A 21,041-nucleotide genomic window follows, 5' to 3' on the forward strand; every position below is an offset into this window, starting at 1 on the left:
CGGCGGGCGTGAAAGGATCGAAGCATCATGCCTCTCGATCCCTCTCCGGTGCGCGGCGCCGACCCGGATTCCCTCTATCTCGCCTTCGTCGAGTGGGCGGAGTCGACCGGCATCAGCCTGTACCCCGCGCAGGACGAGGCGGTCATCGAGATCGTGTCGGGCAAGAACCTGATCCTGTCGACTCCGACCGGCACCGGCAAGTCGCTGGTCGCCATCGGAGCGCATCTCGCGGCCCTCGCCGATGATCGCCGCACGTTCTACACCGCCCCGATCAAGGCGCTGGTCAGCGAGAAGTTCTTCGCGCTGGTCGAGGTGTTCGGCGCGGAGAGCGTCGGCATGATCACCGGGGACTCATCGGTGAACGCCGACGCGCCGATCATCTGCTGCACGGCCGAGATCCTCGCCAACCGCGCGCTGCGCGAGGGTGCGGACGCCGACGTGGGCCAGGTCGTGATGGACGAATTCCACTTCTACGGCGATCCCGACCGCGGCTGGGCGTGGCAGGTGCCGCTGCTCGAGCTGCCGCAGGCGCAGTTCGTGCTGATGTCGGCGACCCTGGGCGATGTCACCGAGCTCGCCGCCGACCTCACCCGTCGCACCGGTCGCGAGACGGCGGTGGTCACGGGTGTCGAGCGTCCGGTGCCGCTGCACTTCTACTACGAGACGACGCCGATCCACGAGACGATCGACGAGCTGCTCTCCACCGGGCAGGCGCCGGTGTACATCGTGCACTTCTCGCAGGCGGCGGCGATGGAGCGCGCGCAGGCGCTGGCGAGCGCGAAGGTCGCCACCCGTGAGCAGCGGGATGCCATCGCCGAGCTGATCGGCGGATTCCGGTTCACGACCGCGTTCGGCAAGACGCTGTCGCGGCTGCTGCGGCTCGGCATCGGCGTACACCACGCCGGGATGCTGCCGAAATACCGTCGCCTCGTCGAGCAGCTCGCGCAGCGCGGCATGCTGCGGGTGATCTGCGGCACCGACACGCTCGGCGTGGGCATCAACGTGCCGATCCGCACGGTGCTGCTCACCGCGCTGACGAAGTTCGACGGCACGCGGATGCGTCAGCTGAACGCCCGCGAGTTCCACCAGATCGCCGGGCGCGCCGGGCGCGCGGGCTACGACACCGCAGGGACGGTGGTGGCGCAGGCACCCGAGCACGAGAGCGACAACATCGCCGCGGTGAAGAAGGCGGGCGACGACCCGAAGAAGAAGCGCAAGATCATCCGCAAGAAGGCGCCCGACGGGTTCGTGTCCTGGGGCGAGCCGTCGTTCCAGAAGCTCATCGGCTCGGAGCCCGAGACGCTGACGTCGCACATGCAGATCACCAGCGCGATGATGCTCAACGTGATCGCCCGCGGCGGCGACGTCTTCGCGAATATGCGCTCCCTGGTATACGACAACCACGAGTCGCGAGCCGCGCAGCGGCTGCTGGCCCTGCGGGCGCTCGGCATCTACCGCACCCTGCTGCAGTCCGGCGTCGTGGAGCGGGCAGACGGCACCGTGCGCCTCACCGTCGATCTGCAGCCCGACTTCGCGCTCAACCAGCCGCTCTCCCCGTTCGCTCTGGCGGCCTTCGAGCTGCTCGAGCCCGAGTCGCCGACGTTCGCCCTCGACATGATCTCGATCGTCGAGGCCACCCTCGACGACCCGCGCGCGATCCTCAGTCAGCAGGAGTTCCAGGCGCGCGGCGAGGCTGTCGGCGCGATGAAGGCGGAGGGCATCGAGTACGACGAGCGCATGGAGCTGCTCGAGCAGATCACCTACCCCAAGCCACTCGACGAGCTGCTGAGCGCGGCGTTCGAGACCTTCAGCTCGTCGCAGCCGTGGATCCGCGACTTCGAGCTGCACCCCAAGTCGGTGGTGCGCGACATGTACGAGCGGGCCATGTCGTTCGGGGAGTACGTCGCCTATTACAAGGTGGCCCGGTCGGAGGGGGTTGTGCTGCGCTACCTGTCGGATGCCTATCGCGCGGCCTCGCAGACCATCCCCGAGCAGCTGAAGACCGACGAGCTGCGCGACCTCATCGAGTGGCTCGGCGAGCTCGTGCGTCAGGTCGACTCGAGCCTGCTGGACGAGTGGGAAGAGCTCATGGCGGGCACCGACAACGGCGTGGTCGACCGCCACGACGAACCGGTCGTGCCGCCCGCGCCGAAGCGTCTCACCGCCAACACCCGCGCCTTCCGCGTGCTGGTGCGCAACGAGATGTTCCGCCGCGTGCTGCTCGCCGCCCGCGAAGACGTCGAATCCCTGGCATCGCTCGACGCCGACTTCGGCGCCGACGGCTGGAACGACGCCCTCGACGCGTATTTCGCCGAGCACGACGAGATCCGCACCGGTGCGGATGCCCGCAGCCCGCAGCTGCTGCTCATCGAGCAGGACGCGCAGCAGTGGACCGTGCGGCAGATCCTCGACGACCCGGCCGGCGACCACGACTGGGGCATCTCCGCGACGATCGACCTCGGCGCGTCCGACGAGGCGGGTGAGGCGGTCGTGGCCGTGACCGGCGTGACCAGACTGTAGCTGCGGCGGGCGCGACCCGTCAGCGGAACGACTCGACGCCGCCCCACCCGCCGACCCACGCTTCCACCCGCGGGTCGGGTCTCAGCGCGTGCGTCCCGACGGCCGTCATCCGCCGAGTCCGGAACCCATCCTCGTGACCCCACCGTTCGGCTCGACGGGCCGCCCTCCGGGCGCGCAGCGACCCGAGCGACGAGCCGTCGTCGTCGACGAGCTGGACCGTGCCCACGTCGCCGGTGCCGAGGCCGTGCACGAGGTCGACGATCCACGTCGCATCGAGCACGACGACGGGACGGCTCATCTCCCAGACGACCCTGGCGTCGACGTCGTCGCGCGCCGGAGCGACGCGAGGGTCCTCATCGAGCGCCGCGGGGATGTCGTCGAGCAGCAGCCGGGCGCGCGGGAACGCCGCGAACAGCGAATCCGCCATGACGAACAGTGCCGCCGGGGAGTGCTCTCCGCGCATGCGAACCACGAGGTCCGCGGCACCGGGCCACAGCGCCCGCGGCGACGAGCCCGGCACCGGGATGGACGACTGCATCCGCAGGGTCTGGGCGTTGGCCCGATCCATCCCCGACCCCTCGCGGTCGGCCCACTCCGGGCCGTCGTGCCAGGCGACCGCGTCGGGGACGTGAGCGAACACCGCACCCGCCTGCCACATGCGGTGCGCCCACTCCCAGTCCTCGCCGCCGTACGACGTGAACGTCTCGTCGAATCCGCCGACCTCGTCGAACAGGCTGCGCGAGCAGCCGATGACCGCGCCGATCACGAACCGGTACGAGCGGTCGTCGGCGTCGAGCAGCGCTCGGCTGCGCACGTACTCCTCCGCCAGCCAGACGGGTTCCGGCAGTTCTCGCCCGGCGGCGGCCTCGGTCACCGGCACCTCGGGCGGGATGCCCGAGAAGTCGGCGTGCCGGCGGCGTCCGGCGACGACGGCTTCGGGCAGCAGCGCGGGGAGCCTGCTGAGCGCGCGCACGTACCCGGGCTCCGGCGACGTGTCGGCATCGAGGAAGCACAGCACCTCGCCGGTGCTCGCGCGCACGCCGAGGTTGCGCACGGCGGCGAGGCGGAACCCCTGATCGTCCTGACGCACGAGGATCACGTCGTCGGGCACCTCGACCTCACCGGGCGATCCGTCGTCGGCGACGATGACCTCCAGCAGCTGCGGCGGGTAGTCCTGCGCAGCGAGCGCGTGCAGGGTGCGGGCGAGCTCCGCGGGCTGATCGTAGTGCGAGACGATCACCGACACCCGGGGCAGCGGGTCGGGCTGGATGCCGTCGAACGAGTCCCACCGGTTGCCGACGACCCACTGCCGTCCGGCGAACCCCTGCCTTCCGGCGGACCCCTGCCTTCCGGCGGACCCCGGCGCCGTCACGAGTCCAGTCCGTCCCACAGCCGCAGGTACGCGCTCGCCACGTCGGCGCGCGAGAGCGGCAGGCGCGCAAGCCCGTGCCAGGTCGTGTCGGGGTGCGCGATCGCGTGCCGCAGCGCATCGGCCAGGTCGGTCTCGGCGACGGGGGTGATCGTGCCGGGGCGCAGCGCCGCCATCTCGTCGATGTAGCGGTTGCGCACCGCGACCGGGCGCCGGCCCCAGCCGATCCATGAGGCCAGCGAGCCGGATGCCGAGATGTGCCGGTGCGCGATCACCGGCACGCTCACCGCTCGGCCGCGTCGGGCGATCTCGGCGTCATCCAGCCACCCCGTGACCTCGACCTCGACGCCGAGGCCGGCCGCGCGCCGCACGAAGGTCTCGAGCTCGGCCGCATGCCCGTCCGACGCGCGCCCGAGCACGGTGAGCCTGCTGATCCCCGCCGCGGCCGCCGCATCCGCTGCCTCGTCGTGGCCCTTGCCCGGGTAGAAGAAGCCGAGCACGCCGACGGATCCGTCCGGGCGGCCCCTCCCGGCATCCGCCTCGAGCTCGACGGGCAGGGGGATGACGGAGACCGCACCCGACCACACGTCCTCCTCGCGCAGCAGCGCCCGCTCGTGCTCGCTGTTCACGACGACGGCGCGGGCCGCGGCCGCCACCCGCGCGTACGCCGCCCGGCGTCGGGGCCGGTTCTGCTCTCCGTCGGATGCCTGCGGCACGTCGTGCAGGGTCACACTCAGGCGCACGCGGGACGCGAGATCGGCGAACACGCGAGAGGCATCCTCGGGCGACGCGCCCCAGAGCCGGTCGGTGAAGTGCGTGTGCACGGCCGTTCCCTCCGGCAGCTGCCCGACCTCGCCCGCGTCGACGGTGCGCGCGTCCCCGAGCGCGCCGACCGCGGCCGCCATGTCACGGGCGTACACGGCGACGCCATGGTCGCCGGGGTGCACGAGCAGCAGGGGCGTGCCGGTCATGCCGTCCGCCAGACGGTCAGCAGCGGCGCCAGACGCTCGACGGCTGCGGCGACGAACTCGGGATGAGCGGCGTACCAGGCCAGGTGGGCATCGCGCACCGCCGCGTCGTCGACGATCCGTCCCTCCACGATCCACTCCGCACGCGGTTCCTCGGCCAGCCCCCATGCCTCGACCACCTCCGGGGCGAGCGGGGCGCGCACCGAGTCGAGCAGCGGACGTCCGGGGTCGACCGGTCCGTCTGCCGCGCCCAGCGCCTCGAGGATGCGGGCGCCGAGCGGCATCCAGACCGCGTTCCCGGGGTGGTTCACCGTGCGCATGTGGTCGGCCGTGACCGTGTCGAAGAGGTCGGAGACCGGGATGTCGGTCACCGCTTCGCGCGCGCGCAGAACCTCGACAGACGAGCGGGCGACGGCCCGCACGGCATCCGGCGGCAGGGACGACGACACCGGCAGTCCGGCGGCCGTCGCGAGGGTGCGCACGTCGTGGTACGCCACGACCGGCGGATCCTCATCGATCCCCGGCACCCGGATCGCCGCCTGGAACGGATGCAGCCCCGCGAACCGCACGGGCGGCACCGTGAGCACCCGAGCCGAGGTCGCCGCGGCCACCTGGCGCGTGCCGAGAGGCAGGTCGTGGTAGTCGTCGCGCACCGGCTGGGTGACCACCGTGTGCGCGGCCGCCACCACGTCGTGCAGACGCCGCGCATCGTCGGCCGTCAGCTCGTGCACCGGCGGGGTTCGGATGAAGCGGCGATCCGCGGTGTCGATCACGAGCCGCAGCGACTCGGCCTGGCAGTTGCCGAGCACGACGCCGAAGCTCTCGGGCAGAGGGGCCAGACCGTAGAACTCCTCGTAGTGCCGACGCCGTCCTAGCACCGCCGCCTCGGCGGGCGCAACGGTGGTGACGTCGGGAGAGGAGGGGTCCATGCTTCGAAGGTATACCTCTGTCTTTTTCCGCTTGACCCCGTTGATTTTTCACGCATCCATCCCTGCGATCTGCGCACTCAGACCGCTCAGCCACTCGAGGAGGAACCATCGGTACAGCCTCCGCGCCCATCCGGGTCGCCTCCATCCCGTCCGCCCACCCCTACATCCAGGCCATCACCGATCCGCACCGGGTCGCGCTGCTGCCCGACCCTCCGGTGCCGGGCGCCCCGCCCGAGCAGTGGTGGCCACCGGTCGCGATGACCGCGCGATGGCTCAGCGAGAACGCCGCCGAGTTCGACGTGCTGCACGTGCACTTCGGGTTGGAGTCGTTCACGGCGGATGAGCTGCGCGACGGTCTCGATGCGGCCGCCCGCGCGGGCCGCCCTGTGGTGTTCACGGTGCATGACCTCGACAATCCGCAGATCGTCGATCAGGATCCTTACCGAGCGCTGCTCGACGTGATCGTCCCGGCCGCCGATCGACTGATCACGCTCACGCCGTCCGCCGCTGCGGAGATCGAGCGTCGGTGGGGTCGCCCGAGCGTGGTGCTCGCCCACCCGACGCTTCTCGACGAGGCCGCAGACCCCGGACGCGTCACCGACGGCGAGACCGTGCGCGTCGGCATCCACCTGCGCGACCTGCGCCCGAACATCGACGCGGAGAACGCGGTCCGCGCGGCGGTGCACGCCGCGCGGCTGCTCGAGCGGTCGGGCCCGGCGGTCGAGATCGAGGTGCTGCTGAACGAGAACGTGCGCGACGATCGCACCGCCGACCGGGTGGTCGCCGCAGCCGACGGGCATGCCGCCGTGCGGGTGCGGCGGACGCCGTATCTCACCGATGCGGAGATCGAGCAGTGGCTCGGCGGGCTCGATCTTTTCGTGCTGCCCTACCGGCACGGAACGCACTCCGGATGGGTCGAGCTCTGCTACGACCTCGGCGTTCGGGTGGCCGGAACCGACGTCGGACACATCCGGTCGCAGCATCCGTCCGATTTCCGCGTGGTCGATCTCGACGATCCGCGAACGGTGGCCGCCGCGGTGACGTGGGCCCGCGACGACTCCCCGTCGGCAGACGAGGTGGTCGCGAGCCGGCGTGCGCAGCGACGCGATCAGAGACGCGCCGTGCGCGACGCGCACGCCCGCCTCTACCGCGACGTCATCGCCGGAGTGCAGGCGTGAGCGCGGGTCAGCGCCTGCGCGTGCTGGTCGTCGCGCCCGAACGGCATGCTCTGCGCCAGCCGCATGCGGGTGGGCTCGAGGCGGTGGTGTGGAATCGGGTGCGGTGGCTGCGCCGACGCGGACACCGCGTCGACCTGTGCGCCGCCGCCGGGTCGGATTTCCTCGGCTCCGACCCCGACCTGCACCTGCCGAGCCCGCGCTGGCATCGCACGCACGACGCGTCCGACACGGAGAACCCGGCCGGCCACCGCGGGCGGATGGCGGATGCCTTCGCACGCGTGCGCTCGCGACTGACCGACCCGCTCGACGGTGTCGACGTCGTCGACAACCACAGCCTGCACGGCGACCCGATCCTGTGGAGCCGCGACCTGGGCGTTCCGGTCGTGACGACCCTGCACACGCCGCCCCTCCCCGACATGGTGCGCGCCGCGCGATCACTTCCGTCGTCGGCCCCGCATCGCTTTCTCGCGGTCAGCCAGTACACCGCCCGCTCGTGGTCCGCGGAGGGCGTGGACGCCTTCGTCTTCCCCAACGGCGTCGACAGCACCGAATGGCGACGAGGAGCGGGCGGGGATCACTGGGTGTGGTTCGGCCGCATCGTGCCCGAGAAGGCACCGCACCTCGCGATCAGGGCCGCACTGCTCGCCGGTGCACGCATCCGGATCGCCGGTCGCATCGGCGACCCGGTGTATTTCGACCGTGAGGTCGCGCCGCTCCTGGGTGACGGCGCGGAGTACGTCGGACCGCTGCGTCAGCCCGAGCTGTGCGCTCTGGTCGGCGCGTCGTCGGTCGCGCTGGTCACCCCGGTCTGGTCGGAGCCGTTCGGTCTGGTGCTGGCCGAGGCGCTGATGACCGGCACGCCGGTCGTCGCGTTCGACGCCGGCGGGGCGCGCGAAGTGCTCGCCGGGCTGCCCGGATGCGCTGTCGTGCGCGCCCGCGATGTGAGCGCCCTTGCTCGGGCCGCCGTCAGCCTCGCCGCCGAGTCGGCGTCGGGCACATTCCGTGATCGGGTTCGCGCTGCGGCATCCGCCCGGCATTCGCTCGCCCGGCGTCATCGCGAGGTGGAGCGCGTGCTCGGCATCGCCGCCCAGACCCCGGCCGCGCTCGTGGACGAGGCGAGGGTCGCGGAGGCGGTCGGCGCATGATCGGCTGGTACGTGCACCACCACGGATGGGGACACCGCACCCGGATGCAGGCGATCCGGCGCCACCTCGACGAGGACGTCACCGTGTTCTCGAGCCTCCCCGCCCCGGCGACGCTCGACAGCGGCACCACGTGGATCCGCCTGCCCGCCGACGCCGATCCCGTCGTAGGTGCCGACGGAATCCGCCGCGAGGCGCACGAGCTCGGCGACGTCACCGCCGGCGGCGCGCTGCACTGGGCGCCGATCGGACACGACGGACATCAGACGCGACTGGCGATGATCGCCGACTGGATCGCCCGCACCCCGGTCTCGGCGTTCGTCGTCGACGTCAGCGTCGAGGTCACCGCCTTCGTGCGGCTTCTGGGCGTGCCGACCGTGGTGTTCGCCCAGCCCGGCGATCGCTCTGACGCCCCGCACCGTCTCGGCCACGACCTGGCGGATCGCATCGTCGCGCCGTGGGCCGAGGGCCTCTTCGATGCGGCGGGGCTGTCGGACCGCCGCGAGCGGGTGCGTCACGTCGGGGCGATCTCGCGGCACGACGGGCGGGATCGGCACCCGGGCGCCGATGGAGACGCGCGCCGCGTGCTCTTCCTCAGCCGCACCTTCGATCCGCCGCAGCTCGAGCAGACCACCGAGCAGCTGACCGCGCGGGGCTGGGTGGTCGAGACCGCCGGCGCACGCGACGACGATCGGGTCGACGACGTGTGGCCGATGCTCTGCCGGGCGACCGTGGTGGTCAGCGCCGCCGGCCTGAACGGCGTGGCCGACCTGGCTGCCGCCGGGGCACGCGCGGTGGTGCTGCCCCAGGACAGGCCGTTCGGCGAGCAGGAGCACACCGCGCGCGTGCTGCAGTCCGCCGGCTTCGCCCACACGGCGCCCGCCGACTCGTCGCCGGAGCACATCGCCGCGCTCGTCGAGCGGGCCGCCGCCTCGACCCCGGACTGGACCGGCTGGGGTGCCCGTGGCGCCGCAGCCCGGGCGGCCCACGCCATACAGGAGGTCGCCTCATGACCGCACGGATCGGTGTGATCACGCCCGCGTCGCAGAATCGCCTCGCGCACCTGCACCGCCAGCGTCGTTTCCTCGACGCAGTCGCGCGGCCCGAGCACGAGGTGGTGCGCATCGAGGCGTGGCTCGACAGCGAGCCCCCGCCCCCGTTCGACGGCGCCCTGCACGTGCATGTTCCGCCCGGGCGCGACGGCATGCGCGTCGGCGCCGCTCGCAACGCCGCTGCCGAGCTGGCGGTCGCTCAGGGCGTCGATCTGCTCGTGTTCCTCGACGTGGACTGCCTGCCGGGGCCCGAGCTGCTCGCCCGGTACGTCGAGGCGGCGCGGTCGCACCCCGACGGTCTGCTGTGCGGGCCGGTCACGTACCTGGAGAGCGTGCAGCGGCCATCATCCGCCGAAGAGCTGGATGCGATGACCCGACCCCATCCGGTGCGCCCGAACCCGGCGACCGGCGTCGTCGAGACCGCGGGTCCGGCCGAGTACGACCTGTTCTGGTCGCTGTCGTTCGCGGTGACGCCTGCGACGTGGGCGCGGCTGGGCGGCTTCGACGAGAGGTACGAGGGGTACGGCGCGGAAGACACCGACCTGGGCCGGCGAGCCCGCTCACTGGGCATCCCTCTGCTGTGGGTCGGCGGTGCACACGCCTATCACCAGTGGCATCCGGCCGGCACTCCGCCGTGGCGCCACCTCGACGACATCCTGCGCAACGGCGCCCTGTTCGCCGAGCGGTGGGGCGAGTGGCCGATGGGCGGCTGGATCGACGCGTTCGTCGTGGCGGGGGCGATCGAACCCCACGACGGCGGATACCGCCGGACCGTGCGCGCCCCGGCAGTCCAGGAGCCGTGACGCCGCGTTCTCGCCCAGTCCGCCGCGCCTGCACAACCGCTCCGCCGGGTCACCAGGGGCTGGGCTGATAGTCCTTCAGGAACACGCCCTGCAGGTCGACGCCGGCCTCACCCTGCACGATCGGGTCGTACACGCGCGCGGCACCGTCGACGAGGTCGAGCGGGGCGTGGAAGCCCTCTTCGGCGAGGCGCACCTTCGTGAAGTGCGGGCGCTCGTCGGTGATCCAGCCGGTGTCGACGGCGGTCATCAGGATGCCGTCGGTCTCGAGCATCTCGCCGGCACTCGTGCGGGTGAGCATGTTCAGCGCGGCCTTGGCCATGTTGGTGTGCGGATGCCCCGGCCCCTTGTACCGGCGTGAGAACTGCCCCTCCATCGCCGAGACGTTGACGATGTACTTGCGCCGGGCGCTCGACGCGGCCATCGACGCGCGCAGCCGGCTGATCAGCAGGAAGGGCGCTGTGGTGTTGCACAGCTGCACCTCGAGCATCTCGAGCGGATCGACCTGCTCGACCGACTGCACCCAGCTGTTCACCCGGTTGACGTCGGGCACCAGCCCGCCCGCGTCGATCGCCGTGCCGTCGGCGTGCTTGACCAGCGACGACGAGCCGGGCGCCATGGCGAGGCGTGCCAGGTCCTCCGCCGTGAGCGCCTGTCCGCCCTGCTCGGCGACCGTGCCGCCGAGCGCCGCGACCGACAGCAGCGGGTGCGCGTCGACCGAGGCCTGCAGCGCCTGCGGATGCGGGTCTGCGGTGTGCCCGAAGGTCTCCATCTCGGGCAGCGGGCCGTCGGGCAGCGGCTGCAGTTCGGCATCCGCCAGCAGCGAGTACGCCCCCGGCGAGCGCCGCACGGTCTGCGCGGCGTTGTTGATGAGGATGTCGAGCGGCCCCTGGGCCGCGACCGAGTCGGCGAGGCCGATCACCTGGGCGGGGTCGCGCAGGTCGATGCCGACGACGCGCAGCCGGTGCAGCCAGTCGGCGGCATCCGGCAGCGACGAGAACCGTCGCACGGCGTCGCGCGGGAAGCGGGTCGTGATGGTCAGGTGCGCTCCGTCGCGCAGCAGGCGCAGCGCGATGTGCATGCCGATCTTCGCCCGACCGCCGGTGAGCAGCGCGCGTCGGCCTGCGAGGTCGGTGCGGGCATTGCGCTTGCCGTGGCTGAAGCGGGCGCACTCGGGGCAGAGCTGGTGGTAGAACGCGTCGACGAGCGTGTACGGCTGCTTGCAGATGTAGCAGTTGCGGGGCTTGAGCAGCTCGCCGGCGATCGGGGCGTCGACGACGCTGGACTCCAGGTCGAGTCCGCGCGTCTCGTCGTCGATGCGGTCGGGGGCGCCGGTCGCAGTGCGCGCGACGACGGCCTTGTCGGCCTCGGCGATGGCATCCCGGATCTCCTTCCGACGCGCGCGCTTGACGGCCTTGAACATGTTGGCGGTGGCACGGCGGACGGCCAGGTAGTCCGGATGCTGCTGATCGACCTCGTCGAGCGATGCGAGCACCCGGAGGGTGGTGGCGAGGTCGTCGGGGTCGATGCCGGAGGCGGGCAGCGAGGGGGCATCGGTCATTGGGCCGATTCTACGCGGCCCGGCTGAGACCCCCTGGGCGTTGTCGGCACCCCGGCGTAGGGTCGGCACATGAGCACCTTCGATGCTGCGTACACGTTCGCTCACCAGGGCATCGTCCCCGGCTATCTGCTGGCGCACCTGGCGAGATCCGAGCGCTACCCGCACGCCGCCCAGGCCGCACGGCAGACTCTCATCGCGGGCCGGCCGGCGTTCCACGCGGCGCTCGAGCTGTCGATCGATGAGAACGGTGATCTCGTCGCCGAGGTGGCGGCCGCCCCCACCCGCACGATCTTCGATGCGCAGAACACCGAGACCCTGCCCGGGCTCATCGTGCGCACCGAAGACGACGAGCCGGTGGCCGACGACACGGTCAACGAGGCGTTCGAGGGGCTGGGGGCGACCTTCCAGATGCTGCTCGACGCGTTCGAGCGCGACTCGCTCGACGGCGCGGGGGCGCCTCTCAACGCGACCGTGCACTACGGCGAGGACTACGACAACGCCTTCTGGGACGGCTCGCGCATGGTGTTCGGCGACGGTGACGGCGAGGTGTTCGTCGGCTTCACCCGGTCGGTCTCGGTCATCGGCCACGAGCTGGGTCACGGGGTGATCCAGAGCACGGCCGGGCTCGTCTACCGCGACCAGTCCGGCGCGCTCAACGAGTCGATCGCCGATGTGCTGGGCGCGCTCACCGAGCAGCATCTGCTCGGTCAGACCGCCGATCAGGCGTCGTGGCTGATCGGCGAGGGCATCTTCACCGATGCGGTGCAGGGGCGTGCTCTGCGCTCGATGCTCGAGCCGGGCACCGCGTACGACGACGATGAGCTGGGCAAGGACCCGCAGCCGGCGCACATGCGCGACTACGTGCAGACCGTGGAGGACAACGGCGGCGTGCACATCAACTCCGGCATCCCGAACCGCGCCTTCGCGCTGGCGGCGACCGCGATCGGCGGGCACGCGTGGCAGGGCGCGGGGCTCGCCTGGTATCGCGCGCTCACCGGCGATCTGTCGTCGACGGCCGATTTCACCGAGTTCGCCGAGAAGACGATCGCCGCGGCGAGCGGCATCGGGTCTACCGTGGAGTCAGCGGTCCGCGACGCGTGGATCGCGGTCGGAGTGATCGAGGATGCACGAGATCGAAACCCCCGCTGACGGTGCGGGAACGGACGATGCGGAGGATCGCATCGTCGTTGCGGTGGTGCGCAGCGGCGGCATCGCCGGGCTCCGCCGCCGCTGGCGGGCGGAACCGGCACCCGAGCAGGCGCCGACCTGGATCGAGCTCGTCGACCGCTGTCCGTGGGACGAGCATCTCGATCCGGATGCCCGTGGCGCCGATCGATACGTGTGGAGCATCCACGCCCGCCTGCGCGACAAGCAGCTCGAGCAGGTCGTTCCCGACACGCGGCTCGAGGGCGCGTGGCGTGAGCTCGTCGACGCGGTGCGCGGCGCCGATGCCGCCACTGACGAAGACGAGCACTGACAGCACGATGGAGTGAAGATGACGCAGAAGATCGTTCCCAACATCTGGTTCGCCGGAAACGCGGGTGAGGCCGGCGAGTTCTACACGACGGCGCTGCCGCGGACGAGCGCGCACGTCGCGATGCACTACCCCGACGAGCTGCCCGATTTCCAGAAGGGCCTCGAGGGCGAGCCGGTCGTCGTCGACCTCGACGTCGCCGGGTTCCGGATCACGATGATCAACTCCGATGACACTGTCCGTCCGACTCCGTCGATCTCGTTCATGCTCAACTTCGACCCACTGCTGTTCGACGGCGACGCCGATGCCGCGCGCACCGCACTCGATGAGACCTGGGCTGCGCTGTCTGACGGCGGACAGGCGCTCATGCCGCTCGGCGAGTACCCGTTCAGCCCGCACTACGGCTGGGTGCAGGACAGATTCGGTGTCAGCTGGCAGCTGATGCTGACCGACCCGACCGGCGACCCGCGTCCGTTCGTGATCACGCAGATCATGTTCTCGGGTGACGTGCAGGACAGGGCGCGCGAGGCCGTCGATCTCTACCTCTCGCTGTTCGACGACACCGCGTACGGCACCGTCGTCGCGTACGAGCAGGCCTCCGGCACGGCCGCGGCCGGCAGCATCATGTTCGGCGAGTTCCGCATCGGCGAGCAGTGGTTCTCGTTCATGGACTCGAACGTGCGGCACGACTTCGGCTTCACCCCCGGTGTCTCGCTCGAGATCCGCTGCGCGGACCAGGCCGAGATCGACCACTTCTGGAACGCTCTGTCGGCGGTGCCGGATGCCGAGCAGTGCGGCTGGCTGGTCGACCGGTACGGCGTGAGCTGGCAGGTCGTGCCCGAGAACATGGACGAGCTGCTGGCGAAGCCCGGGGCCTATCAGCGCATGCTGGGGATGAAGAAGCTGGTCATCGCCGACTTCTGAGGTCGACCCCCGGGCCGGAGGCGGAGGAGGATAAGGAACATGGGACTGTTCACACAGAAGCCGCAGGAGCCCAGCGCGTGGGCCGCACTGCCCGGTGAGCCGCTCGACGAGACGAACCCGACCGAGCGGCTCGACGAGGCGCCGTCGCTCGATCTGCTGGATGTCGGGCTCAGCGCCCAGTACTCCACGATCGTCCTCCCCGTGAAGGCGCCGGCGCCCGAGGCGGCCGCCCCGGCGGACGCAGCGGACGTCCCGGACGCAGGCGAGTAGCCGGCCGACCCGTCAGCAGCGCTCAGCGCCTGCGGGCGCGCCGCGAAGCGACGAACAGCACGACGCCGCCGGCCAGCAGCGCCGCCACAGCGGCGATCCGCAGAGGCAGCAGCTCGTCGGTGTAGCGCGAGGTGAACGACACCAGCGCGAGGAGGAATCCCACTGTGAGCAGCACCGCGGCTCCCAGCCAGGCGAGCAGAGGTATCCGTCGCGTGGCGACCGACGACCGCGACGTCTGGGGGCTCGGCCGGTGGAACATGCGCGCGATGACGATCACGACCAGCGCGATCACGACCACGATGATCACGGTCTTCAGCGCGAATCCGGTCACTCCTCGAGCGTACCGACTTCGGGCTGTGTCCCACCGACGCCGTACGGTGGAAGGATGACGATCACCGCCGCCGCCGATGGCTCCGCCCTCGGCAATCCGGGTCCGAACGGCTGGGCCTGGTACATCGACGACGACCGCTGGGCCGCAGGTGGCTCACCGCACGGCACCAACAACCAGGGCGAGCTGCAGGCGGTGCTCGAGCTGCTGCGCGCCACCGCCGGTGTCGACGAGAAGCTCGTCATCGAGTGCGATTCGCGCTACGTCATCGACTCGGTGACCAAGTGGATGCCGGGATGGAAGCGCCGCGGCTGGCGCAAGTCCGACGGCGGCCCGGTGCTGAACCGCGAGCTGCTCGAGGGCATCGATGAGGCGATGCGCGGCCGCGACGTCGAGTTCACATGGGTGAAGGGACACGCCGGGCATCCGCTGAACGAAGCCGCCGACGAGCGCGCGAACGCCGCCGCGAAGGCGTATCAGCAGAAGCAGGAGCCGCGTCGTGGCCCCGGCTTCGTCTCGGCGTCAGATGCCGGGGCCGCACTCGCCGGCGCGATGGCGGTCTCCGCCTCGATTCCGTCGCGCCCTGAGCAGGATGCCGCCCTGCTCTGGGCCGAGCCTGCGGATCTGCTCGACGGACTCGACGAGTCCGCGGAATCCGCCCCGCTCGAGCTCACCGTCTCGCTGACCGCGACCGAGCACGCGCGACTGCGCGACCGCGCCGACGCGCAGGGCATCTCCCTCGAAGACGCCCTGCGCCGACTGATCTGAGCTCGCGCGACCCGACCGCCGAGGCGGGCTGCGTACACTCGCGGAATGGCGACCACTGCGCAGACGATCACCCGCTCCGCTCTCGGCGGGCTGCTGCTGTTCACCGGAGTGGCGCATCTCACGTTCGCGCGGCGCGGGTTCCGCGTCGCGGTGCCCGAGTGGGTGCCGGGTGATCCGGATGCCACGGTCGTCGCATCCGGCTGGGCCGAGATCGCGCTCGGCGCTGCGCTGCTGCTCGCCCGCCGGCGCCGACGCGGCGTCGGCCGGCTCGTCGCGCTGTTCTTCATCGCCGTGTTCCCCGGCAACGTGTCGCAGTGGACGCATCACCGCAGCGCCCCCGGACTCGACACCGAGATGAAGCGGTTCGGGCGCCTGTTCCTGCAGCCGGTGCTGGTGCTGCTGGCCCTGTGGGCGACCCGCGACTGACGCTCAGCTCTCGAGCGAGACGCGCGTGCGCGGCAGGGCGTCAGGATGCTCCTGCTGCAGCCAGGTCATCATCTGCTCGCGGACGGCGCAGCGCAGCGTCCACAGATCGTCGGAGTCCTTGGCCGAGACGGTGCAGCGCACGGTGACGAAGCCGCCCTGCGAGTCGGTGACCACCACGCCGCTGCTGCGGCGGTCCCAGGCGTCGGAGGCATCCATGATCTCGTCGAACTTGGCGCGCACGGCATCCATCGGCACCCGCCAGTCGAGGTCGAGGTAGACGGTGCCGAGGATGGCATCCGAGCGGCGGGTCCACGTCTCGATGACGTTGGTCGTGAAGTAGCTGCACGGGATGACCAGGCGCCGCTCATCCCAGACGTAGACGACCACGTACGAGAGGTTCAGCTCACCGATCCGGCCGAACTCGCCGTTGATGACGACGACGTCGCCCACCCGGATCGAGTCGGTGAAGGCGATCTGGATGCCGGCGATGAGGTTGCCGAAGATCGACTGCGCCGCGAGCCCCGCGATCACCGAGACGATGCCAGCCGACGCGAGCACACTGGTTCCCACCACGCGCAGCGACGGGAACGAGAACAGTGCCATCCCCACCGCGATCACCGCGATGAGCACGACCGTGAGCCGCTGGATGATGAGGATCTGCGTGCGACGGCGGCGCAGGTCGGCACCCGTGAACGTCGTCTTCTCGCGGGTGAGCAGACCTTCGAACGCGAACGAGGTGACCGTGCCGAGCAGCCAGGCCCCGGCGAGGATCGTGCCGATCAGCAGCACGTGCGAGACCGCCGGCCACCATTCCTCACGCGCGGGCTGCGTGACGGATGCGGCGATCCAGAGCGCGACGATGAGCACGACCACCGCCCACGGGCGTCGCGCGCGGCGGGAGAGGTCGCGCACCCAGGTGGCCCTGCGGCCCAGCAGCGACGCGATGGTGTGCGGGGCGAGTACGGCGGCGATCGCGGCCACCAGGGCGATGCCGACGGCGATGGCGGTTCCGGTCCACGAGGTCCAATCGAGCATCCTTCAACCGTAGGCGGCGTCCGGTTGCGAAGCTGTGTGGCCGGTGACCGGCCGTCGGCGTCGGCGTCGGCGTCGGCGTCGGCGTCGGGCGAGATCATCCGAGCGGATGACGCGAGTACGCCGCTGCGCCGATGCGTCGGATATCGGCGATCACGTGGACTGGGAGCATGCCAGCAGTCCTCTCCGAAATCGACCCCGCAGCGCTTCCCATGGCGACCGCGACGGGGTCGAGTCCCTCCATCGTCGCGGTGTCGACCGCGGCGATCCAGGCGAACACCTCGCGCATGCGCGAGGTGTGTGCCGCGCCTGTCATGGCCGTCGTCAAGGCCGGCGGGTTCGGCCTCGGCGCCGTACGCGCGGCTCGCGCGGCCCTGGCGGGAGGCGCGACGGAGCTGGGCGTTGCGACATGCGCCGAGGGGATCGAGCTGCGACGGGCGGGCATCGATGCACCGATCCTGGCGTGGATGCTGCACGACGACGCCCCCGTGCGAGCGGCGGTCGCCGCCGGCGTGCGTTTGTCGCCGACATCCGTCCCCCAGCTGGGACGCATCGTCGCCGCAGCGGGCGCGCTCGGCGTCGCGGCCGAGGTGGAGATCGAGGTGGAGACCGGCATGAACCGCTCCGGCACCCCGCGTGCGGACTGGGCGCGCCTGTTCGAGGCGGCGGCAACGGCCTCGGCATCCGGTCTGCTGCAGGTCGTCGGGGTGTGGACCCACCTCTCCGGCACGTCACCCGCGCAGTTCACCGCGCCGTTGGCGCACCTCGACGACGCCGTCGCCCTTGCCGGGGCGGCGGGGCTGCGCGTGCGCAGGCACGCGGCCGCGTCTCTCCCCGCGGCAGTGGACCCGCGGACCCATCTCGATCTGGTGCGGCTGGGAGCCAGCCTCTTCGGCGTCGAGCCGACGCCCGAGCGACCACTGGGTCTCGCTCCGGTGGCGAGGTGGCAGACGCGGGTGAGCCAGACGCGCGACGTGTGCGCCGGCGAGAGCGTGGGCTACGGGCAGACCACGATCACGTCGGCGACCCGGCTGGCGCTGATCCCGGTGGGCTATGCCGACGGCATCTCGCGCCGCTCATCCGGAGGTGGGCGCGCGATGACGGTGACCGTCGGCGGGCGGCGCTGTCCTCTCATCGGCGCTGTCTCGATGGACCAGTCGGTGGTCGACGTGGGCGACGCCCCGGTGACCGCGGGCGACCGGGTGATCCTACTGGGCGATCCGGCTCGGGGAGAGCCGTCTCTGGCGGAATGGTCATCTGCGGTGGGCACGATCCCGCAAGAGGTGCTGACGGCGATCGGTCCGCGCGTCGCTCGGGTGGTCGGCGCGTGAGCCGGGTCATCGTCCTGTCCGGCGGCGACAGCACCGAGCACGAGGTCTCGCTGGCATCCGGCGCCGACGTCGCGGAGTCCCTCTCCGCCCACCATCGCGTGATGCCGATCCGGATCGATCGAGGGGGCATGTGGTGGATGGAGGGCATGGACACCGCCTTCACCGCCGCCGACATCCTCGACGAGCTCGAACCCGACGACGTCGTCTTCCCCGTGCTGCACGGTGGGTGGGGCGAGAACGGCGGGCTGCAGCACGAGCTCGAGATCAGAGGCATCCGCCATGTCGGATGCTCTGCGGCCGCCTGCCGGATCGGCATGTCGAAGCTCGCCACGGCGCGCGCAGCCGCCCGCCGCGGCGTGCCGACGATCCCCACCAGGGTGCTGCACCGGTCGTCGTATCTCGCCGACCCCGATCTGCTCACCTCCGCTCTCGCCCGCGTCGCGAACTGGCCGTTGATCGTGAAGCCCGATGCGGGCGGATCGAGCGTGGGAGTCGCCGTGGTGTCGTCACTGCACGAGCTGCGGGCAGCGCTCGGGGTCGCCTTCGCGCTCGACCCGGTGGTGCTTCTGCAGCCGCTGGTCCGCGGAGCCGAGGTGAGCGTCGGGGTGTGGAGCGGAAGCACCCACGGGTTGCAGGCCACCGGCGGCTCCCTTGTGCACCTGCCCGACGGGGAGACCGCGTTCAGCTACGACCACAAGTACGCCGGCGCGGGCGGCTGGCTGGAGATCCCCGCCGCATTCCCTGCGCCGATCCTGCGCGACCTGCAGGCCGGGGCGCTGCGCGTCGCCGAAGCGGTGGGCGTGGAGGGGCTGGCCAGGATCGACTTCTTCGTGACGGCCGACGGGGTCGTCCTCAACGAGATCAACACGATGCCCGGGCTGCGACGCGAATCCCACTTCCCCCGCCTGGTCAGGGCGGCGGGCACTCAATACGACGAGCTGCTCGACTCGCTCGTGCGCCGAGCAGCTCGGGCCCCCGGGCGCGTCGGCGGCGATCGACGAACCGGCCTCGGCATCCGCACGGCGCGTACGATCGGGGCATGACGTCTCCCGCTCGCATGCTCGCCCGTATCGCCCTCGGCGGGTTCCTCACCTTCGCCGGGGTCAGCCACCTCACCGTCGCGCGCAAGGAGTTCCAGGCGCAGGTGCCTGATTGGGTGCCGGGCGATCCGGATGCCACGGTCGTGGCATCCGGTCTGGTCGAGGTCGGTCTCGGCACCGCGCTGCTGTTCGCGTGGCGCCGTCGACGGCTGGTCGGAGTGCTGACCGCCCTGTTCTTCGTCGCGATCTTCCCCGGCAACGTGTCGCAGTGGACGCACCACCGTGACGGGTTCGGGCTCGACACCGACATGAAGCGCTTCGCGCGACTGTTCTTCCAGCCGGTGCTCGTGTGGCTCGCGCTGTGGAGCACCCGCCGCGGCTGATCGAGCCCGCCCCTGATCCGGTCAGACGGTGAGGACGGCGGATTCGAGCCGCTGGTACGACGCCTCCATGCCGTCGGCCATTCCGGTGCCGAGGATCATGTCGCGGGTCTCCTTGTCGGGGTACTCGATGAGCACCGTGATCAGGGTCGCGCCGTCCTCCTCGTACAGGTTCAGGTCGTTCAGCGTCTCGGGGCCGTCGGTGCCCTGCATCCGCTCGGTCGTCACCGCGCGGCGCGGGGCGTCGACGAGCAGCGTCTCGCCTTCGAAGCCGAACGGCTCGCCCTCGGTGTCACCGATGGGTGCCCACGAGTTGCGGTAGCTCTCGCCTGGTTCGTTTCCGACGGTGCACTCCGTCATCTCCCAGCCGTCGGGGCCCAGCATCCACTGTCTGATGAGACCGGGCTCGGTGTGCGCTCGCCAGACCAGCTCGCGCGGGCCCTCCACGAGGCGGGTGATCCGCACGTGGGTGTCGTCGAGCAGCTCAACACGCGTGCCCTTGCCCTGGGCGTAGTCGCGCAGGTCCTGCAGCACGGCATCCAGCTGCGACATCGCCATGCGGGTGCCCTCGACGGCGCCCATCGCGACGATCTGCTCGAGCGCTTCGAGCGAGACGAAGTGGCTGGTGTTGCGCATCCGGGTGCCGGTGGCGGTGGGCTCGAAGGTGAACTCCATGCGCATCGCGGGAAGGTCGTCGTTCGGGTTGCCCTGCTCGTCGGCGAAGCCGTCGAGTACCTCGAAGCGGTGCGGCTGCTCGATGGCGAGGAACTCCCAGTACCCCGACGCCTTCTCGCCGCGCGGTCCGTGCATCGTGTAGGTGGCGCGTCCGCCGACCTCGTGGTTCCACGACGTGAAGGTCGCCGGCCAGCTCGGCGGGCCCCAGAACCGGCCGAGCTGCTCGGGGTCGCTGTAGGCGGCCCAGACGCGCTCGACGGGTGCGGCGAGATCGGCGATCACGGTCATCGTCAGGCTCTCGTGGTCGGTGATGATGTCGGTGACAGGCATTTCAGACTCCTTCATTGGATTCGTCCGAGTCGGCCGAGTCAGTCGGCTTCTCGGCCAGCAGGTCATCGAGCCGGGCGATGCGTGCCCGCCACAGCTCTTCGTATCGGGCGAGGAGCGCCCGCGCACGGGCGATCATCTCGGGGTTCGCGCGGACGAGCCGCTCGCGTCCCTCGGCGCGCTTGACGATGAGGCCGGCCTCTTCGAGGACGGCGACATGCTTCTGCACCGCCGCGAACGACATCTCGTAGTCGCCCGCGAGGGTGGAGACGGAGCACTCGCGCTCGATCGTCCGGCGCAGGATGTCGCGCCGGGTCGAGATCGCGAGCGCATGGAACACACGGTCGATCTCCGCTTCGCTGAACTCTGTTCGTACAACCATTTGGTTGCACGTTAGAACGTGTGGATGCCCGTGTCAAGAACTTCTTCCTCGCTGCGCGACTCCCAGCCTGCCGATAAGACCGGTCAATATCCTTCGAGTGCCCACCCGTGCCCTACAGAAAGAACACCCGTGAGCACTTCGCGAACCTCCCCCGATCAGGAGGGT

The 21,041-nt window shown here is 71.1% G+C and carries 22 protein-coding genes; 14 read left to right on the top strand and 8 right to left on the bottom strand.

Annotated elements, in window-relative coordinates; translation table 11 throughout:
* The first annotated feature begins 27 nt into the window (after positions 1-27).
* Complete coding sequence (locus H9633_RS04805; RefSeq protein ID WP_191712275.1) at positions 28-2,520, top strand: DEAD/DEAH box helicase; 2,493 nt, start codon at positions 28-30, stop codon at positions 2,518-2,520.
* A 19-nt stretch (positions 2,521-2,539) separates the two neighbouring features.
* Here the strand turns inward: H9633_RS04805 and H9633_RS04810 are convergent, their stop codons facing one another.
* Genes H9633_RS04810 through H9633_RS04820 form a run of 3 tightly spaced genes read right to left on the bottom strand, consistent with a single transcriptional unit; the run spans position 2,540 to position 5,786 of the window.
* A complete protein-coding gene (locus H9633_RS04810; RefSeq protein WP_191712276.1) occupies positions 2,540-3,892 on the bottom strand; it encodes a glycosyltransferase family 2 protein in 1,353 nt (450 codons plus the stop codon).
* The gene (locus tag H9633_RS04815) at positions 3,889-4,860 is read right to left on the bottom strand and encodes a hypothetical protein (protein WP_191712277.1); all 972 of its coding nucleotides are present in this window, start codon (positions 4,858-4,860) and stop codon (positions 3,889-3,891) included. Before H9633_RS04815 ends, H9633_RS04810 begins: the two co-directional genes overlap by 4 nt.
* Positions 4,857-5,786 (bottom strand): WcbI family polysaccharide biosynthesis putative acetyltransferase, encoded by a 930-nt coding sequence (locus H9633_RS04820; RefSeq protein ID WP_191712278.1) that lies wholly within the window; start codon positions 5,784-5,786, stop codon positions 4,857-4,859. Before H9633_RS04820 ends, H9633_RS04815 begins: the two co-directional genes overlap by 4 nt.
* A gap of 197 nt (positions 5,787-5,983) precedes the next feature.
* On the opposite strand from H9633_RS04820, the gene H9633_RS04825 reads away from it, so the two are divergent.
* Genes H9633_RS04825 through H9633_RS04840 form a run of 4 tightly spaced genes read left to right on the top strand, consistent with a single transcriptional unit; the run spans position 5,984 to position 9,961 of the window.
* Complete coding sequence (locus tag H9633_RS04825; RefSeq protein ID WP_404802964.1) at positions 5,984-6,964, top strand: glycosyltransferase; 981 nt, start codon at positions 5,984-5,986, stop codon at positions 6,962-6,964.
* A complete protein-coding gene (locus H9633_RS04830) occupies positions 6,961-8,109 on the top strand; it encodes a glycosyltransferase (RefSeq protein WP_191712280.1) in 1,149 nt (382 codons plus the stop codon). The genes H9633_RS04825 and H9633_RS04830 overlap by 4 nt, the downstream gene beginning before the upstream one ends.
* Positions 8,106-9,119, top strand: coding sequence for a glycosyltransferase (locus H9633_RS04835; protein WP_191712281.1), 1,014 nt, complete (start codon positions 8,106-8,108; stop codon positions 9,117-9,119). Before H9633_RS04830 ends, H9633_RS04835 begins: the two co-directional genes overlap by 4 nt.
* Positions 9,116-9,961 (top strand): galactosyltransferase-related protein, encoded by an 846-nt coding sequence (locus H9633_RS04840; protein WP_191712282.1) that lies wholly within the window; start codon positions 9,116-9,118, stop codon positions 9,959-9,961. The genes H9633_RS04835 and H9633_RS04840 overlap by 4 nt, the downstream gene beginning before the upstream one ends.
* 49 nt (positions 9,962-10,010) lie before the next feature.
* Here H9633_RS04840 and H9633_RS04845 read toward each other — a convergent pair whose 3' ends face one another.
* Positions 10,011-11,519, bottom strand: coding sequence for an SDR family NAD(P)-dependent oxidoreductase (locus tag H9633_RS04845; protein ID WP_191712283.1), 1,509 nt, complete (start codon positions 11,517-11,519; stop codon positions 10,011-10,013).
* A gap of 69 nt (positions 11,520-11,588) precedes the next feature.
* Between H9633_RS04845 and H9633_RS04850 the strand changes: the two genes are divergently transcribed.
* Genes H9633_RS04850 through H9633_RS04865 form a run of 4 tightly spaced genes read left to right on the top strand, consistent with a single transcriptional unit; the run spans position 11,589 to position 14,187 of the window.
* On the top strand, positions 11,589-12,668 hold the full coding sequence (locus tag H9633_RS04850; RefSeq protein ID WP_191712284.1) for a M4 family metallopeptidase: 1,080 nt from the start codon (positions 11,589-11,591) through the stop codon (positions 12,666-12,668).
* Positions 12,643-12,996, top strand: a complete 354-nt coding sequence (locus H9633_RS04855; RefSeq protein WP_191712285.1) for a protealysin inhibitor emfourin — start codon at positions 12,643-12,645, stop codon at positions 12,994-12,996. The genes H9633_RS04850 and H9633_RS04855 overlap by 26 nt, the downstream gene beginning before the upstream one ends.
* Positions 12,997-13,014: 18 nt before the next feature.
* Positions 13,015-13,917: a VOC family protein gene (locus tag H9633_RS04860; RefSeq protein ID WP_191712286.1), complete on the top strand. Its 903-nt coding sequence runs from the start codon at positions 13,015-13,017 to the stop codon at positions 13,915-13,917.
* Positions 13,918-13,956: 39 nt separating this feature from the next.
* Positions 13,957-14,187, top strand: coding sequence for a hypothetical protein (locus tag H9633_RS04865; protein WP_071643242.1), 231 nt, complete (start codon positions 13,957-13,959; stop codon positions 14,185-14,187).
* Positions 14,188-14,209: 22 nt separating this feature from the next.
* On the opposite strand, the gene H9633_RS04870 is transcribed toward H9633_RS04865, so the two are convergent.
* Positions 14,210-14,518 (bottom strand): hypothetical protein, encoded by a 309-nt coding sequence (locus tag H9633_RS04870; protein WP_071643240.1) that lies wholly within the window; start codon positions 14,516-14,518, stop codon positions 14,210-14,212.
* Between the two features lie 54 nt (positions 14,519-14,572).
* Here H9633_RS04870 and H9633_RS04875 point away from each other — a divergent pair, with 54 nt between their 5' ends.
* Together H9633_RS04875 and H9633_RS04880 are read left to right on the top strand one after the other, a co-directional pair.
* The gene (locus H9633_RS04875; RefSeq protein WP_191712287.1) at positions 14,573-15,283 is read left to right on the top strand and encodes a ribonuclease H family protein; all 711 of its coding nucleotides are present in this window, start codon (positions 14,573-14,575) and stop codon (positions 15,281-15,283) included.
* A 45-nt stretch (positions 15,284-15,328) separates the two neighbouring features.
* A complete protein-coding gene (locus tag H9633_RS04880; RefSeq protein WP_191712288.1) occupies positions 15,329-15,709 on the top strand; it encodes a DoxX family protein in 381 nt (126 codons plus the stop codon).
* 3 nt (positions 15,710-15,712) lie between these two features.
* Here H9633_RS04880 and H9633_RS04885 read toward each other — a convergent pair whose 3' ends face one another.
* Positions 15,713-16,744 carry a mechanosensitive ion channel family protein gene (locus H9633_RS04885; protein ID WP_191712289.1) on the bottom strand — a complete coding sequence of 344 codons (1,032 nt, stop codon included), beginning with the start codon at positions 16,742-16,744 and terminating at the stop codon, positions 15,713-15,715.
* 167 nt (positions 16,745-16,911) lie between these two features.
* Between H9633_RS04885 and alr the strand changes: the two genes are divergently transcribed.
* Genes alr through H9633_RS04900 form a run of 3 tightly spaced genes read left to right on the top strand, consistent with a single transcriptional unit; the run spans position 16,912 to position 19,495 of the window.
* Entirely contained in the window at positions 16,912-18,072 is a 1,161-nt protein-coding gene (gene alr / locus H9633_RS04890; protein WP_191712290.1) for an alanine racemase, read from the top strand.
* Complete coding sequence (locus tag H9633_RS04895; protein WP_191712291.1) at positions 18,069-19,115, top strand: D-alanine--D-alanine ligase family protein; 1,047 nt, start codon at positions 18,069-18,071, stop codon at positions 19,113-19,115. The genes alr and H9633_RS04895 overlap by 4 nt, the downstream gene beginning before the upstream one ends.
* Positions 19,112-19,495 (top strand): DoxX family protein, encoded by a 384-nt coding sequence (locus tag H9633_RS04900; protein WP_191712292.1) that lies wholly within the window; start codon positions 19,112-19,114, stop codon positions 19,493-19,495. The genes H9633_RS04895 and H9633_RS04900 overlap by 4 nt, the downstream gene beginning before the upstream one ends.
* Positions 19,496-19,516: 21 nt before the next feature.
* Here the strand turns inward: H9633_RS04900 and H9633_RS04905 are convergent, their stop codons facing one another.
* Positions 19,517-20,497, bottom strand: a complete 981-nt coding sequence (locus H9633_RS04905; RefSeq protein ID WP_191712293.1) for an SRPBCC family protein — start codon at positions 20,495-20,497, stop codon at positions 19,517-19,519.
* A 1-nt stretch (position 20,498) separates the two neighbouring features.
* Positions 20,499-20,876, bottom strand: a complete 378-nt coding sequence (locus tag H9633_RS04910) for an ArsR/SmtB family transcription factor (protein ID WP_191712294.1) — start codon at positions 20,874-20,876, stop codon at positions 20,499-20,501.
* Between the last annotated feature and the right edge of the window lie 165 nt (positions 20,877-21,041).

Origin of the sequence: Microbacterium commune, assembly GCF_014836945.1 — a bacterium.
In the GTDB taxonomy this organism is placed as follows: Bacteria; Actinomycetota; Actinomycetes; order Actinomycetales; family Microbacteriaceae; genus Microbacterium; species Microbacterium commune.